The following is a 15,343-nucleotide window of genomic DNA, read 5'->3' as shown; positions in this document are numbered from 1 at the left end:
TGCTCTGACCATCCGGCCCCAGGCGGCCTTCAGCGACCCGAACCGGCGAAGGTGCAGGACTCTGATGACTTCCAGGGGAGTCGGCCCCGGGACCGGCCACTTTCGTGTCCGTGTCTCCCGCGCTGCCAACAGATAGAACTTTACGTACGGGTTGCGGACGAGTCAAATCCCGGTGTCCACCCTCACCCGACCAGCCCAGATAACCTTCCGGGGCCGATCGAGCACGGACGGAAACCGAAGCGGGGGCCCGCCTTTCGGCAGGCCCCCGCCCAGGATCCGGTGCGGGTCCTACTCCCCCACGAGCTCCACGGCGGCCAGCTGACGCCGGCCCCGGCGCACCAGGATCCACCGGTCGTGCAGCAGGTCGGACGTGCTCACCGTGGCGCTCTCCCCCTCGGTCACCTTGGTGTTGTTCACGTAGGCGCCGCCCTCGGTCAGCGTGCGCCGGGCCGCCGACTTGCTGTTCGACAGGCCGGTGGCCACGAGCAGGTCGATCACTGTGTGCTCGCCCCGCGGCAGCTGGGCCTTGGGCAGCTCCGCCAGCGCATCGCCGAGCGTGGCGCCGTCGAGGCCGGTCAGATCGCCGCCGCCGAACAGTGCCTTGCTCGCCTCCTCCACCCGGCCGGCCGCCAGGTCGCCGTGCACCAGACCGGTGAGCTCGCGGGCCAGGGCCCGCTGGGCCTCCCGCGCCTGCGGGCGGGTGGCCGCCGACTCGCCCAGGTCGGCGATCTCCTCGGCGGTGCGGAACGAGAACACCTTGAGGTAGTCCACGATCTTCGCGTCGTCCGCGTTCAGCAGGAACTGGAAGAACGCGTACGGGGAGGTCATCGTGGGGTCGAGCCAGATCGCCCCGCCCTCGCTCTTGCCGAACTTGGAGCCGTCGGCCTTGGTGATCAGCGGTGTGGCCAGGGCATGCACCGTCTGCTCCGGGCGCACCCGGTGGATCAGGTCGATGCCCGCGGTCAGGTTGCCCCACTGGTCGGAGCCACCGATCTGGAGCGTGCAGTCGTGACGCCGGTTCAGCTCCAGGAAATCCATGGACTGGAGGATCTGGTAGCTGAACTCGGTGTAGCTGATGCCCGCCTCGGAGTTCAGCCGGGCACTCACCGCGTCTTTCGCCAGCATCCTGCCGATGCGGAAGTGCTTGCCCACGTCACGCAGGAACTCGATGGCACTCAGACCCGACGTCCAGTCCAGGTTGTTCACCATGGTCGCCGCGTTCGATCCGGTGAAGTCGAGGTACGGCTCGATCTGCGAGCGCAGCCGCTCGACCCAGCCGGCCACCACCTCGGGCGAGTTGAGCACCCGCTCGGCGGTGGGCCGCGGGTCGCCGATCAGTCCGGTGGCGCCGCCGACCAGAGCCAGCGGACGGTGCCCGGCCATCTGGAGCCGGCGCAGGGTGAGGATCTGTACCAGGTGACCGATGTGCAGGCTGGCCGCCGTCGGGTCGAATCCCGCGTAATAGGTGACCGGACCGGCTCCGAGCGACTTCCTCAGCGCCGCCTCGTCGGTGGACGTCGAGATCAGGTTGCGCCAGGTCAGCTCGTCGAGAACGTTGGCCGCCGGCGCGGGGGGCACGGATTCTTCGGTACTCACGGTCACAGGCCCCAACGATAGGGCCGGTGGGGCCCGGGGAGGGAACCGGTTATTTCGATCGGGGAAGACGAGGTACGGCAGGGCGGTAGGCGGAGACGGTCGGCTCACCGTCGACCCAGTAGCGCCAGGGTGATTCGGCGCCCGCCGAGACGCCGACCCGAGGGCCGGTGCGAAGCCGGGACCGGGGCACCGGGGTTCCGGGCAGGACCTGGAGCGATCCGCCGGAGCAGACGTCGCGCCCGTCGTCGTCGCGGGCGAGTCCCAGGGCACTGGCGAGCCGGGCCGGGCCCCGGGCCAGGTCGACGTCGCGCCGGACGGCGGGCCGCCGGGCGCGGGCCACGTCGAGGCCGTTCACCACCTCACCGGCCCGCAGCAGCACGCCGCCGGAGACGCCCTCGGGGCGGCAGACCAGGTTGGCGCAGTAGTGCATGCCGTAGGTGAAGTAGACGTACAGGTGGCCGGGCGGACCCCACATCACCTGGTTGCGGGGCCGCCGCCCGCGGTGGGAGTGCGAGGCCGGGTCTTCTCCCTCACCCAGGTAGGCCTCCACCTCGGTGAGCCGGACCTCGACGACCTCGCCGTCGCGCTCGTGGCGGACGACCGCGCCGAGCAGGGCGGGTGCGACCACGAGGGGCTCGCGGTCGAAGAAGGAGCGGGGCAGCGGGGCGGGTGGCGGCACGGCTGCGATGCTAGACCGGCCGTTGCGGAGAGCGAGGCGAACCGGCAGCCGATCCAGGGACGGTGCGTAACCCGGCGCTACGGGCGGGTGTTCGACGACGGCCGAAGCTTGATGCGTGGACCGCGCCGTTGCGACCCACGCACAGCCCAGTCTTGCTCCTGCTTCCGGAGACGTAAAGACACCACTTCGGGCGGTAACGCGAAACCTGTTGTTCCCCAGGCATTTTGCTATTTCAGAAATGTTTCACGCCCGGTTCGTCCCGGTAACTTTGCGCTACGGCCCTGACGGGCCGTCACTCCGCACCATGACGAACCGGGCGTTTTACCGCTCACCCGAATGCGACCTGCCCGGAACGGCTTTGATCACGTTTGGGTCTCAGTTCGTGGAACCCTCCCGGGCCCAGTCGCGCAGCACCTTGATCTCGCCCGCCAGCTCGGCCATCTGCTCGGCCACCCGGCGCGGTGAGGTGCCGCCCCGGCCGTCGCGCGAGCTGAGCGCGCCCTCCAGGTTCAGCACCTCACGCACGGCGGGGGTCAGGTGCGGCGAGACGGCGGCCAGGTCGTCGTCGGTCAGGTCCCACAGCTCCACCGGGCGGCCCTCGGCCGCGGCCCGCTGCTCACAGCGCTGCACGCAGGCCCCGGCGATCTCGTGCGCGTCGCGGAACGGCACCCGCTGCCGCACCAGCCACTCGGCGATGTCGGTGGCGAGCGCGAAGCCCTGCGGCGCCAGCTCGGCCATCCGCTCGGTGTGGAACACCAGGGTGGACACCAGTCCCGCGAGCGCGGGCAGAACGACCTCCAGCGTGTCGGCCGCGTCGAACACCGGCTCCTTGTCTTCCTGGAGGTCGCGGTTGTAGGCCAGCGGCAGGGCCTTCAGCGTGCCCATCAGCCCGGCCAGGTCACCGATCAGCCGGCCGGCCTTGCCCCGGGTCAGCTCGGCCACGTCGGGGTTCTTCTTCTGCGGCATGATGCTCGACCCGGTGGACCAGGCGTCGTCGAGGGTGACGAAGGAGAACTCCTTGGTCGCCCAGATGATCACGTCCTCGGCCAGTCCGGAGATGTCGACACCGATCATCGCTGCCACGAAGGCGAATTCGGCGCCCAGGTCACGAGAGGCCGTGCCGTCCAGGGAGTTCGGAACCGACGAGCTGAAGCCCAGGTCGGCGGCCACGGCCTCGGGGTCGAGGCCGAGCGTGGAGCCGGCCAGGGCGCCGGAGCCGTAGGGCGAGACCGCGGCGCGGCGGTCGAAGTCGCGCAGCCGGTCCACGTCGCGCAGCAGCGGCCAGGCGCGGGCCAGCAGGTGGTGGGCCAGCAGCACCGGCTGGGCGTGCTGCATGTGGGTGCGGCCGGGCATCGGGGCGGTGGGGTGCGCGGCGGCCTGGGCGGCCAGCGCCTCGGCCAGGTCGAGCAGCAGACCGGCCACGATCCGCGCGTGGTCGCGCAGGAACATCCGCAGCAGGGTGGCGATCTGGTCGTTGCGCGAGCGCCCCGCCCGCAGCCGTCCGCCCAGTTCCGGGCCGAGTCGCTCGATCAGGATGCGCTCCAGGGCGGAGTGCACGTCCTCGTCCTGCGCGGCGGGGGTGACCGCACCGGAGACCACGTCGGCGTCCAGCCCGTCGATGCCGGCGAGCAGGCCCGCCAGGTCGTCGTCCGTGAGCAGACCGGCCCGGTTCAGCGCCCGTGCGTGCGCCCGGGACCCGGCCAGGTCGTACCGGGCCAGCCGCCAGTCGAAGTGGGTCGACACGGACAGGGCGAACATCGCGTCGGCCGGGCCGGCGCTGAAACGTGAACCCCACAGGACCTTGGGCTCGGCGGTCACGGGTTGCTCCTTAGAATCGGGGACGACGGGGAGCCCGGGCAGTTCCGGCGCGCACGTGACACCGGAGCGGGCTGTTCGCCGTCCATTGTTGTGTTAGTTGTCGGTGCCGGCGGCCAGCGCCAGGAAACGGCTCGCGACCGCGTCGCCGCCCACCGGGTCGCGGGTCACCACCAGCACCGTGTCGTCACCCGCGATGGTGCCGAGCACGTCGGGCAGCACCGAGTGGTCGATGGCCGAGGCCAGGAACTGAGCGGCTCCCGGCGGGGTGTGCAGCACCACGAGGTTGGCCGAGGCCTCGGCCGTGACCAGCAGTTCCTCGCACAGCCGGGCCAGCCGGGCGGTGAGTGCGCCCTGCTCGACGCCGGCCTGCGGGGTGCGGTCGCCGCCCTCCCCCGGTACCGCGTAGATCAGCCCGCCGTCGGCGTGCCGCACCTTCACCGCGTTCAGCTCGACCAGGTCACGCGACAGGGTGGCCTGGGTGACGGCCACCCCGTCGGAGTTGAGCAGCTGGGCCAGCTCGACCTGGGAGCGCACCTGGTTCAGGCGCAGCAACTCGACGATGCGACGGTGCCGGGCGACCTTGGTGTGGGCCCGCCCCGCCGACTGGCTGGGCAGACTCATCCCGATCGCTCCAGCAACCAGGTCAGGAGCGCCTTCTGGGCGTGCAGCCGGTTCTCCGCCTCGTCCCAGACCACGGACTGCGGGCCGTCGATCACCGAGGCGGAGATCTCCAGGCCCCGGTAGGCGGGCAGGCAGTGCAGCACGATCGCCTGCGGCGCGGCCTTCGACAGCAGCGCGTCGTCCACCGAGTAGGCGTTGAAAACTCCCGCGCGGTCGTTCTTCTCCGCCTCCTGGCCCATCGAGACCCAGGTGTCGGTGGCGAGCACGTCGGTGCCCTCGGCGGCGGCCGCCGGGTCGGTGGTGACGGTGACCGAGCCGCCGGTGTCCGAGGCCAGGGCCCAGGCCTGCTCGACGATCGCCGGGTCGGGCTGGAACGCCTCGGGGGCGCCGATCCGCACGTGCATACCGGCGTTCGCACCGGCCAGCAGGTAGGAGTGCGACATGTTGTTCGCACCGTCGCCCAGGTAGGACAGGGTCAGACCCTCCAGCCGGCCCCTGCGCTCCCGCACGGTCTGGAGGTCGGCCAGCAGCTGGCAGGGGTGGTACTGGTCGGTGAGGGCGTTCACGACCGGCACGGTGGAGTGCTCGGCCATGGTGTCGATGCGGCTCTGGTCACCGGTGCGCCAGACGATGGCCGAGGCCTGCCGGGTGAGGACCCGCGCGGTGTCTTCGATCGGCTCGCCGCGGCCCAGCTGGCTCTGGCTGGAGTCGATGATCAGCGGGTAGCCGCCGAGCTCGCTGATGCCGATGCTGAACGAGACCCGGGTGCGGGTGGACGACTTGTCGAACAGCACCGCGACGGTCTTCGGCCCCTCCAGCGGGCGCACGTCGAGAATGCCCTTGGCCCGCTCGGCCTTCAGCCGGTCGGCCAGGTCGAGGACCTCGATCAGCTCGTCCGGGGAGAGGTCGTCGTCCTTGAGGAAGTGCCGGATGGTCACGAGAGCTCCTGTGCTGCAAGATCCAGGGCGGCCGGAAGGGCCGTGATGAACGAGTCCGCCTGCCCGGCGGAGAGAATCAGCGGTGGGGCGAGCCGGATCGCGTCGGGGGCCACGGCATTGACGATGAAGCCCGCCTCCAGCAGGTGACCGGCCACGACGGCCGACACCGGGTGGGTCAGCTCGACCGCCCGCAGCAGGCCGTGCCCGCGCACCCCGGCGACCAGCGGATGACCGGAAAGGCCTTCCTCCAGCCTCTTTCCGATGATCGTGGTGTGCTCCAGCAGGCCGTCCCGCTCGATCACGTGCAGCGTGGCCAGGCCCGCGGCGGCCGACACCGGGTTGCCGCCGAACGTGGTGCCGTGCTGACCGGCCCCCAGCCGCCGGGCGTTGTCGTGCCCGTAGACCACCATCGCGCCGACCGGGATACCGCCGCCCAGCCCTTTGGCCAGGGTCATCACGTCGGGGACGACGTCCTCGCCGCCGTTCAGCCCGGCCAGCTGGTGTGCGAACCAGCTTCCGGTGCGGCCGATTCCGGTCTGCACCTCGTCGAACACCAGCAGCGCGCCGTGGGCCCGGGTGGCCCGGCGGGCGGCGGCCAGGTATCCGGCGGGAGCCGGGCGCACGCCGGCCTCGCCCTGGATCGGCTCCAGCACGACCGCGGCCGTGTCGTCGTCCACCGCGTCGGCCAGCGCCTGTGCGTCGCCCCAGGGCACGTGCACGACGTCGGCCGGCAGCGGCTCGAACGGCTCCCGGTAGGCGGCCTTGTGGGTGAGCGCGAGCGCGCCCATGGTGCGGCCGTGGAATGCGCCGGTGGCCGCCACGATCCGGGTGCGGCCGGTGCGGCGGGTCAGCTTGAACGCCGCCTCGTTGGCCTCGGTGCCGGAGTTGCAGAAGAACACCGCCGAGCCCTCGGGGGCCTCGGCCAGCTCGAGAAGCCGCTCGGCGAGCGCGATCTGGAGCGGGTGGGTGAACAGGTTGGACACGTGCCCGAGGGTGGCCAGCTGCGCGGTGACGGCGGAGACCAGGAACGGGTGGGCGTGGCCGAGCGAGTTCACCGCCAGGCCGCCGAGCAGGTCGAGGTAGCGGTTGCCGTCGGCGTCCCACACGTACGCGCCCTCGCCGCGCACCAGCACGCGCGAGGGGGAACCGAAAACACCCAGCACGGAACGGGTGTACCGCTCCATCCACTGGGCGGAGCCGTCGCTATCGACGAGGCCGGTGTTCTGGGCGGTGAGGTCGGTGCTCACGCGCCACCCCCGTTCTGGGTCGTGTTCTGCTGGGGGGCCGGGACGACCATGGTCCCGACGCCGCTGGAGGTGAACACCTCGAGCAGGAGACTGTGCGGGACCCGCCCGTCGATGACGGTGGCGGTGGGCACGTCGCCGCGCACCGCGCGCAGGCAGGCCTCCATCTTCGGCACCATGCCCGACTCCAGCGACGGCAGCATCGCCTCGAGGTCGGTGTCGGTGATCTCGGACAGCAGTGACGAGCGGTCCGGCCAGTTCGCGTACAGGCCCTCGACATCGGTGAGGACGACGAACTTGCGCGCCCGCAGCGCGATCGCGAGCGCGGCCGCGGCGGTGTCGGCGTTCACGTTGAGCACCTGGCCGTCGTCGTCCGGCGCGACCGTGGAGATCACCGGGATCCGGCCGGCGTCGATCAGGTCGAGCACCGCGGCCGGGTCGACCTCGACCACGTCACCGACCAGGCCCACGTCGACGGGCGAACCGTCCACCACGGCGTCGCGTCGCGCGGCGAGGAACAGTCCGCCGTCCTCACCCGACATGCCGATCGCGAGCGGGCCGTGCTGATTGATCAGGCCGACCAGTTCCCGGCTGACCTGACCGGTGAGCACCATCCGGACCACGTCCATGGTCTCCGGGGTGGTGACCCGCAGACCGCCGCGGAACTCGCTGCTGATGCCCAGGCGCTTGAGCATGGACGAGATCTGCGGGCCGCCGCCGTGCACGACGACGGGCTTGAGACCGGCCGCGCGCAGGAACACCACGTCCTCGGCGAAGGCGCGCTTCAGGTCGTCGTCGATCATCGCGTTGCCGCCGTACTTGATCACGGCGACGGCGCCCTGGAAACGGCGCAGCCAGGGCAGGGCCTCGACGAGGACCTCGGCCTTCTGCTCCGCGGAGAGGTCGGGGACGTCGGTCACGACGAGTACGCGCTGTTCTCGTGCACGTACGCGTGGGTGAGGTCGTTGGTCCACACCGTCGCGGTGGCCGGGCCGGCCTTCAGGTCGATGACGACGCCGACCTTGCGGCCGGACAGGTCGATGCCGTCGGCGCTCTCGGCCGGGGTGCTCTTGCGGCAGACCCATACGTCGTTCATCGCGACGTCCAGGTCGGCCGGGTCGAAGGTGGCCGACGTGGTGCCGACCGAGGCCAGGATGCGGCCCCAGTTCGGGTCCTTGCCGAACACCGCGGCCTTGAACAGGTTGCTGCGGGCGACCGAGCGGCCGACCTCGACGGCCTCCTCCTCGGAGACCGCGCCCCGCACCTCGATCGCGATGTCGTGCTCGGAGCCCTCGGCGTCGGCGAGCAGCTGCTGCGCCAGGTCGTGGCAGACCGCGGTGACGGCGGCGGTGAACTCGACCGGGTCGGGGGCCAGGCCGCTGGCGCCGGACGACATCAGCGCCACGGTGTCGTTGGTGGACTGGCAGCCGTCGGAGTCCAGCCGGTCGAAGGTGACCCGGGTGGCGGCGCGCAGCGCGGAGTCCAGGCCGGGCCCGTCGACCAGGGCGTCGGTGGTGATGACGACGAGCATGGTGGCCAGGGCCGGGGCGAGCATGCCCGCGCCCTTGGCCATGCCGCCGACGCTCCAGCCGTGCGGCGAGGTGACGCTCGCCTGCTTGCTCACCGAGTCGGTGGTGCGGATCGCCTCGGCCGCGTCGCCGCCCCCGGTGGCGGTCAGCCGGGTGGTGGCGTCGGCCACGCCGGCCAGCAGACGGTCCTGCGGCAGCGGCAGGCCGATCAGGCCGGTGGAGCAGACCAGCACGTCGAGCGGTGACAGCGCGTTCAGCCGGGCCACCTCCTCGGCGGTGGCGTGCGTGACCTGGAAGCCCTCGGCGCCGGTGTAGCAGTTGGCGCCGCCGGAGTTCAGCACCACGGCGCGCAGGCGGCCGTCGCTGATCGCCCGCTCGCTCCACAGCACCGGGTTGGCCTTGCAGCGATTGCTGGTGAACACGGCGGCGGCCGCGTCGTTCGGGCCGTCGTTCACCACCAGTGCGACGTCGGGGGCGCCGGTGCTCTTCAGCCCGGCGGCGACCCCGGCGGCGCGGAAGCCCTTGGCCGCGGTGACGCTCATCTGACGTTCCTCTCAGGGGTTTCTTACTCGGCGTCTTCTGTCACGGTGTATCCGGCATGACGCCAGACCGAGGCCGCCACCACGGATTTCGCCGCGGGCACGAGCACCCAGTCGGTGTCGAACGTGGACACGTTCAGCACCGGGATCCCGGCGTCGGCCAGCGGTTTCAGCAACCGCATCAGCACGCCGATCTGGGAGAACTCCAGTGCCCCGGCCGCCCGGGTGACGGTGAAGGGGCCCTCGACCGGGCCGGGAACCGGCTCGGGCAGGCTGGTGGTCGGGCAGACCACGCTGATCTCGTCGGCGGTGCGCGAGATGCTGACCAGCGGGCTGCCCACGGCCCAGTGCGGGTCCGGGCTGTCGGGCGCCAGGCGCACCAGGGCCATCGCCTGCCGGTACTGGATCAGATGCATGACGCCACCTCCCGGCCGCCGGGCGCGGGGCTCACGGGGCCACCCCCACCAGCGGCAGGCCGAGGACCTCGGGCAGGTCGAGCGCCAGGTTGGCGGACTGGACCGCCCCGCCGGCGGTGCCCTTGGCCAGGTTGTCGATGGCGCTGACCGCGATCACCCGGCCCACCCGCTCGTCCACCGCGACCTGGATCAGGGCGGTGTTCGCGCCGAGCGTGTCGGCCGTGCGCGGCCACCGGCCCTCGGGCAGGACGTGCACGAAAGTCTCGTCCCGGTAGGTGTTCTGCCAGGCCTCACGCACCTCGCCGGCGGTGACGCCGGGCTTCAGGCGGGCCGTGCAGGTGGCCAGGATGCCGCGGGACATCGGCGCCAGGGTCGGGGTGAACGACACCCGCACCGGCTGGTTCCCGGCCAGGCCGAGGTTCTGTTCGATCTCCGGGGTGTGCCGGTGCACGCCGCCCACGCCGTAGGGGCTCATCGAGCCCATCACCTCGCTGCCGAGCATGTTCACCTTGGCCGCCCGGCCGGCGCCGGAGGTGCCGCTGGCAGCCACCACCACCACGTCGTCCGGCTCCAGCAGACCGGCCGCGAAACCCGGGGCCAGGGCCAGGCTGGAGGCCGTCGGGTAACAGCCGGGAACCGCGATCCGCCGTGCGCCACGCAGGTTCTCGCGCTGCCGGGCACCGTCTGCACGCGGCAGCTCCGGCAGGCCGTAGGCCCAGCTGCCGGCGTGCTCGCCGCCGTAGAACTCCTCCCACGCCTGCGCACTGACCAGCCGGTGGTCGGCCCCGCAGTCGATCACGACGGTGTCGGCGGGCAGCTGCGCGGCGATGGCCGCGCTGGCGCCGTGCGGGAGGGCGAGGAACACCAGGTCGTGGCCGGCCAGCTCGTCGGCCGTGGTGGGCGCGAGCACGCGGTCGGCCAGCGGCAGCAGATGGGGCTGGTGCTCGGCGAGCCGTGTGCCCGCGTTACCGCCCGCGGTGAGCGCGCCGATCTCGATCCCGGGATGGGCCAGCAGAAGTCTCAGCAGCTCGCCGCCGGCGTATCCGCTCGCACCTGCCACTGCCGCGCTGATTCCCATAGCGCATGACTATACACAGCAGCGAAATTCTATGCATAGTGCTTTGTGACACAGCGAATGCCGAACGGCACCCCCGGTCAACATCGCGTCAACGTTCAGGGGTGCCGTTCAGTTTCTTACGGACGACGGGAGCGCGCTACCCCCGCAGCACCGCTCCGGTGGCCGCGGCCGCGGCGGCCACCGCGGCGTCCCGGACAGCGGCCGTCTCGTCCGCCTTGAGCGTGCGGTCGGGGGCGCGGAACCGCAGCGCGAACGCCAGCGACTTGTACCCCTCCTCCACCGACGAGCCGGTGTAGACGTCGAACAGCCGCGCCGACTCCAGCAGTTCACCGGCCCCGGCGACCAGGGCGGCGTGCACGTCCTGGCTGGCCACCTCGTTCTTCACCACCAGCGCCACGTCTTCCTTGGCCAGCGGGAAGGTGGAGATCGGTGACGCGGTCACGATCCGGCCGGACACCTCGATCAGCAGGTCGAGGTCGACCTCGGCCGCCACCGTGCGAGGCGGCAGGCCGAGCGCGGCGACCACCTTCGGGTGCAGCTCACCGGCGTGACCGAAGAGCCGGCCGTCGATCTCCAGCCGGGCGCAGCGGCCCGGGTGCCAGGGAGCGTGGTCTTCCTCCTTGGCCACGGTCGCCGTCACGTTGACCGTGCGGGCCACCAGCAGCGCGGCCTCCACGGCGTCGGACCAGTCGGCGGCCCGGCCCGGGCCGGCCCAGCCCGGCAGCTCCCGCTGACCGGTCAGCACGATCGCGGCCCGCAGCGGCTGGTGCGGGATCGCCGCGAACAGCTGCTCCAGCTCGGCGTCGCTGGGCCGCCCGGCCACGCTCGGGTGCCCGGCCCTGGCCTCGGCCCCGCCGGGCCGGGTGACCGACCCGATCTCGAACACCGCCAGGTCGGTGAAACCCCGGCTGACGTTGCGCTTCACCGCGTCGAGCAGCGTCGCGACCAGCGACGTGCGCAGGAACGGCTGCTCGTCGGACAGCGGGTTGGCCAGACGCAGGGCCCGCCGGCGCGGGTCGTCCGGCTTCAGGCCGAACGCGTCATGCACCGCCTCGCCGATGAACGGGTAGGTCAGCACCTCGACCGCGCCGTGCTCGGCCAGCGCCCGGGCGACCGAGCGCCGCACCCGCTGGCCGTGCGTCAGGCCGGCCCCGGGCGGGGCGACCGGCAGCACCGACGGAATCTGGTCGTACCCCCGCAGCCGGGCGAGCTCCTCGGCCAGGTCCACGCCGACGGTCAGGTCGGGACGCCAGCTCGGCGCCTGCACGGTCAGCGTCTCGTCGCCGCTGACGGTGCAGCCGATCGTGGTCAGCGTGTCGACGACCTGCTCACGGGTCCAGTCCAGGCCGACGATGCGGCCCGGGAAGTCCCAGGCCATCTCGATGCTCGCGCCCGGCGCCGGGGTGCCGACGTCGGTGACCGGGCCGACCTCGACACCTTCACCGCCGTACTCGACCAGCAGGCGCACGGCCAGCTCGGCGGCCACGTCGGCCAGCCGGGTGTCGACGCCGCGCTCGTACCGCTTGCCCGCCTCGGTGGGCAGCTTGTGCCGGCGCATCGTGCGGGCGACCGTGATCGGGTCCCAGTGCGCGGCCTCGACCAGCACGTTCGTGGTGGTCGAGGTGACCTCGCTGGTGGCCCCGCCCATCACCCCGGCCAGGCTGAGCACCCGGCTCGAGCGGCCCTCCGGCGAGTCGGTGACCAGCAGGTCCTCCGGGTGCAGGGTGCGCTCCACGTCGTCGAGCGTGGTCAGCTTCTCGCCCGGGGCGGCCCGGCGCACCACGATCGGCGTGGACAGCCGGTCCAGGTCGAACGCGTGCAACGGGTGCCCGACGGCCAGCATGACGTAGTTGGTGACGTCGACCGCGAGCGAGATCGGCCGCATCCCGGCCTGTTCCAGCCGGCGCTGCATCCAGCGCGGGCTGGTGGCCGTGGCGTCGACTCCCCTGACCACGCGGGCGACGAAGCGGTCGCCGCCGATCACGCCGTTGATCGGGGCCCGGTCGTCGAGCTCGACCGGGAAACCGTCTTCCGTGGGAGCCGGCACGTCGATCAGCGCCGGGTCGGTGAAGGTGCGGCCGGTGGAGTGCGAGTACTCCCGGGCGATGCCACGCAGGCTGAAGCAGTAGCCGCGGTCGGGCGTGACGTTGACCTCGACGGTCTCCTCGGCCAGACCGAGCAGCGCGATCGCGTCGTCACCGGGTTTCGCGTCGCCGTGACCCCACTCGGCCAGCAGGATGATCCCGTCGTGATCCTCGCCGAGGCCCAGTTCGCTGGCGGCGCAGAGCATGCCGTCGGACTTGTGGCCGTAGGTCTTGCGCGCGGCGATCGCGAAGCCGCCGGGCAGCACGGCCCCGGGCAGGCTGGCGACCACCAGGTCGTCCTTGGCGAAGTTGCCCGCGCCGCAGACGATCCCGCGCGGCTCGGCCTCTCCGACGTCGACCTGGCACCAGCGGATCGTCTTGCCGTTCTTCTGCGGCTCGGGGGTGAAGTCGAGCACCCGGCCGACCACGAGCGGCCCGGTGACACCGCCACCGTGCACGCCCTCTTCCTCCAGGCCGACCTTGACCAGGTCGGCGGCCACCTCGAGAGCCGTGACGCCCTGCGGCATCTCGACGTACTCGGCCAGCCAGCTCAGCGGGGCGCGCATCAGGCCTCCATTCCGTAGTGCAGGCTGAACCGGACATCGCCCTCGACCATGTCGCGCATGTCCTCGACACCGTTGCGGAACATCAGGGCCCGCTCGACCCCGGCCCCGAACGCGAACCCGGTGTAGACCTCCGGGTCGATCCCGGCCGCGCGCAGCACGTTCGGGTTGACCATGCCGCAGCCCAGCCACTCGATCCAGCCGGTGCCCTTGCAGGCCCGGCAGGCGTCGTCCTCGCCGTCGCACACGAAACAACGCAGGTCGAGCTCGGCGCTCGGCTCGGTGAACGGGAAGAACGCCGGGCGCAGCCGGGTGGTGATCTCGCGCCCGAGCAGGGTGCGGGCGAAGTGGTCGAGCGTGCCCTTGAGGTGGGCCATGGTCAGGCCCTGGTCCACGGCCAGGCCCTCGATCTGGGTGAACACCGGGGTGTGCGTGGCGTCCAGCTCGTCGGTGCGGAACACCCGGCCGGGGCAGACCACGTAGATCGGCGGCGTGCGCTCCAGCATGGTGCGGGCCTGGACCGGCGAGGTGTGCGTGCGCAGCACCAGGCCGCTGTCGACCGGGTCGACGAAGAAGGTGTCCTGCATCTGCCGGGCCGGGTGGTCCGGGCCGAAGTTCAGGGCGTCGAAGTTGAACCAGTCGGCCTCGACCTCGGGGCCCTCGGCGACCTCCCAGCCCATGGCGACGAAGATGTCGGCCATCCGCTCCATCACGGTGGAGAGCGGGTGACGGGCCCCGGCCGGGCGACGGTCGACCGGCAGGGTGACGTCGACCGACTCCTCGACCAGCACCCGGGCGTCGCGCTCGGCCTCCAGCTCTTTCTGCCGCGCGGCCAGCGCCTTGTTCACCTGCCCGCGGGCCTTGCCCACGCGCTTGCCGGCCTCGGCCTTGGCGGCCGGCGGCAGCGCGCCGATCTCGCGGTTGGCCAGGGCCAGCGGGCTGCGGTCACCGGAGTGGTCGAGGCGGGCCTGCTTGAGGGCGTCCAGACCGTCGGCGGCGGCGAAGGCCTCCAGGGCGTTGGCGACGTACCCGGCCAGCTTCTCCTCGGAGAGCACCGCGACCTCAACCGGGTCGTAGTCCTTGGTACTCACAATGCGATCCTCACGTGCTTCATCGTCTCAGACGGCGGCCAGTGGATTTCGCTTCTGGCCGCTGGGGGCAGGAGTGAGTGACGGCGGGAACCGGCCTGCGTCAGGCGGTTTCCGCCATGGTAAATCGGCGCTGTGCCCGTCGCTGCTCGCGACGCTGGGCCCGCGCGGTGGCGTAGAGGCAGACGGTGGCCGCGGTGCCGAGGTTCAGGCTCTCGGCCCGGCCGTGCACGGGCACCCGCACCACGGCGTCGGCGAGGTCCCGGTCGGCCTGCGGCAGGCCCCACGCCTCGTTGCCGAACACCCAGGCCGCGGAGCGCTCCAGGTGGGGCGCGCCCGGGGTGGACGACTCGGGGGTGGACGACTCGGGGGTGGACGACGAAACCTCGCGGTCCTCGGCGTCGTCCGCCAGTTCGTCCAGGTCGAAGTCGCCCGCACCGTCCGCGGCCAGCACCGCCAGACCGGCCTGCTTCAGCCGCCGCACCGCGTCGGCCAGCGGGACACCGGCCACCACCGGCAGGTGGAACAGGCTGCCCGCGGTGGAGCGCACGCACTTCGGGTTGTGCACGTCGACGCTGGCGTCGGTGAGCACCACGGCGTCGGCCCCGGCGGCGTCGGCCGCACGGATCACCGTGCCCGCGTTGCCCGGGTCGCGCACCTGGGACAGCACGGCCACCAGCCGCGGCCGGGCGGCGATCACGCTGTCCAGGCCGACGGTGATCAGGTCGCAGACGGCCAGCAGGCCCTGCGGTGTGGTGGTGCCGGCGCCGGCCAGCATCGCGGCCAGCACCTCGTCCGTGACGATCCGCGCCGGGACGCCGGAACCGGCTGCCGCGTCGAGGATCTCGGGGTACCGGGCGGCGGCGTCGGGAGTGGCGTACAGCTCGCGCAGCGTGCCCGGCGCACCACCCGCGTGAGGTGACCCGCCCCGTTCCGGGGCGACGGGCGTCCCCCCTTGGTGCCCCGACCGGTGGGCCACGTGCTCGGCGACCGCCTCACGTACCCCCTGCGGGCCCTCGACCAGGAAACGGCCGGCCCGCTGACGCGCGGAACGCCCGGACAGCCGGGCCACTGCCCGCACCCGGTCGGACCGGGGATTGGACAGCGCCTCGAGCGCCGGGCGTTCCGTCGTCATCTGTGTTTCCGCTGC

At 72.2% G+C, this 15,343-nt stretch carries 13 protein-coding genes; all 13 read right to left on the bottom strand.

Annotation, left to right across the window (positions count from 1 at the left end):
- Nucleotides 1-288: 288 nt before the first annotated feature.
- Nucleotides 289-1,578 (bottom strand): tyrosine--tRNA ligase, encoded by a 1,290-nt coding sequence (gene tyrS / locus KIH74_RS19470; protein ID WP_308113903.1) that lies wholly within the window; start codon nucleotides 1,576-1,578, stop codon nucleotides 289-291.
- A gap of 67 nt (nucleotides 1,579-1,645) precedes the next feature.
- Nucleotides 1,646-2,284: a DNA-3-methyladenine glycosylase gene (locus KIH74_RS19465; RefSeq protein WP_372492101.1), complete on the bottom strand. Its 639-nt coding sequence runs from the start codon at nucleotides 2,282-2,284 to the stop codon at nucleotides 1,646-1,648.
- Between the two features lie 366 nt (nucleotides 2,285-2,650).
- The gene (argH, locus tag KIH74_RS19460; RefSeq protein ID WP_308113902.1) at nucleotides 2,651-4,093 is read right to left on the bottom strand and encodes an argininosuccinate lyase; all 1,443 of its coding nucleotides are present in this window, start codon (nucleotides 4,091-4,093) and stop codon (nucleotides 2,651-2,653) included.
- A gap of 93 nt (nucleotides 4,094-4,186) precedes the next feature.
- The gene (locus tag KIH74_RS19455) at nucleotides 4,187-4,714 is read right to left on the bottom strand and encodes an arginine repressor (RefSeq protein ID WP_214157394.1); all 528 of its coding nucleotides are present in this window, start codon (nucleotides 4,712-4,714) and stop codon (nucleotides 4,187-4,189) included.
- Nucleotides 4,711-5,652 (bottom strand): ornithine carbamoyltransferase, encoded by a 942-nt coding sequence (argF, locus tag KIH74_RS19450; RefSeq protein WP_214157393.1) that lies wholly within the window; start codon nucleotides 5,650-5,652, stop codon nucleotides 4,711-4,713. Before argF ends, KIH74_RS19455 begins: the two co-directional genes overlap by 4 nt.
- Nucleotides 5,649-6,836, bottom strand: coding sequence for an acetylornithine transaminase (locus tag KIH74_RS19445; protein ID WP_214157429.1), 1,188 nt, complete (start codon nucleotides 6,834-6,836; stop codon nucleotides 5,649-5,651). The genes argF and KIH74_RS19445 overlap by 4 nt, the downstream gene beginning before the upstream one ends.
- A gap of 59 nt (nucleotides 6,837-6,895) precedes the next feature.
- The gene (gene argB / locus KIH74_RS19440) at nucleotides 6,896-7,816 is read right to left on the bottom strand and encodes an acetylglutamate kinase (protein WP_214157392.1); all 921 of its coding nucleotides are present in this window, start codon (nucleotides 7,814-7,816) and stop codon (nucleotides 6,896-6,898) included.
- A complete protein-coding gene (gene argJ, locus KIH74_RS19435) occupies nucleotides 7,813-8,967 on the bottom strand; it encodes a bifunctional glutamate N-acetyltransferase/amino-acid acetyltransferase ArgJ (protein ID WP_214157391.1) in 1,155 nt (384 codons plus the stop codon). Before argJ ends, argB begins: the two co-directional genes overlap by 4 nt.
- Before the next feature lie 23 nt (nucleotides 8,968-8,990).
- Nucleotides 8,991-9,380, bottom strand: coding sequence for an ACT domain-containing protein (locus KIH74_RS19430; protein ID WP_214157390.1), 390 nt, complete (start codon nucleotides 9,378-9,380; stop codon nucleotides 8,991-8,993).
- 31 nt (nucleotides 9,381-9,411) lie between these two features.
- Complete coding sequence (argC, locus tag KIH74_RS19425) at nucleotides 9,412-10,458, bottom strand: N-acetyl-gamma-glutamyl-phosphate reductase (protein WP_214157389.1); 1,047 nt, start codon at nucleotides 10,456-10,458, stop codon at nucleotides 9,412-9,414.
- A gap of 136 nt (nucleotides 10,459-10,594) precedes the next feature.
- On the bottom strand, nucleotides 10,595-13,108 hold the full coding sequence (gene pheT / locus KIH74_RS19420; RefSeq protein ID WP_214157388.1) for a phenylalanine--tRNA ligase subunit beta: 2,514 nt from the start codon (nucleotides 13,106-13,108) through the stop codon (nucleotides 10,595-10,597).
- On the bottom strand, nucleotides 13,108-14,196 hold the full coding sequence (pheS, locus tag KIH74_RS19415; protein WP_308113899.1) for a phenylalanine--tRNA ligase subunit alpha: 1,089 nt from the start codon (nucleotides 14,194-14,196) through the stop codon (nucleotides 13,108-13,110). The genes pheT and pheS overlap by 1 nt, the downstream gene beginning before the upstream one ends.
- Before the next feature lie 100 nt (nucleotides 14,197-14,296).
- The gene (locus KIH74_RS19410; RefSeq protein ID WP_214157387.1) at nucleotides 14,297-15,328 is read right to left on the bottom strand and encodes a TrmH family RNA methyltransferase; all 1,032 of its coding nucleotides are present in this window, start codon (nucleotides 15,326-15,328) and stop codon (nucleotides 14,297-14,299) included.
- Nucleotides 15,329-15,343: the final 15 nt, after the last annotated feature.

It is taken from the genome of Kineosporia corallincola, assembly GCF_018499875.1.
GTDB lineage: Bacteria > Actinomycetota > Actinomycetes > Actinomycetales > Kineosporiaceae > Kineosporia > Kineosporia corallincola.
This window is presented reverse-complemented; position numbering and strand designations above follow the sequence as displayed.

Bases quoted from the DNA above. Each gene is read 5' to 3' on its own strand.
- KIH74_RS19430 (WP_214157390.1), bottom strand. From the start codon at position 9,380: ATGCATCTGATCCAGTACCGGCAGGCGATGGCCCTGGTGCGCCTGGCG.
- KIH74_RS19445 (WP_214157429.1), bottom strand. From the start codon at position 6,836: ATGGAGCGGTACACCCGTTCCGTGCTGGGTGTTTTCGGTTCCCCCTCG.
- KIH74_RS19410 (WP_214157387.1), bottom strand. From the start codon at position 15,328: ATGACGACGGAACGCCCGGCGCTCGAGGCGCTGTCCAATCCCCGGTCC.
- pheT (WP_214157388.1), bottom strand. From the start codon at position 13,108: ATGCGCGCCCCGCTGAGCTGGCTGGCCGAGTACGTCGAGATGCCGCAG.
- KIH74_RS19455 (WP_214157394.1), bottom strand. From the start codon at position 4,714: ATGAGTCTGCCCAGCCAGTCGGCGGGGCGGGCCCACACCAAGGTCGCC.
- argC (WP_214157389.1), bottom strand. From the start codon at position 10,458: ATGGGAATCAGCGCGGCAGTGGCAGGTGCGAGCGGATACGCCGGCGGC.
- argJ (WP_214157391.1), bottom strand. From the start codon at position 8,967: ATGAGCGTCACCGCGGCCAAGGGCTTCCGCGCCGCCGGGGTCGCCGCC.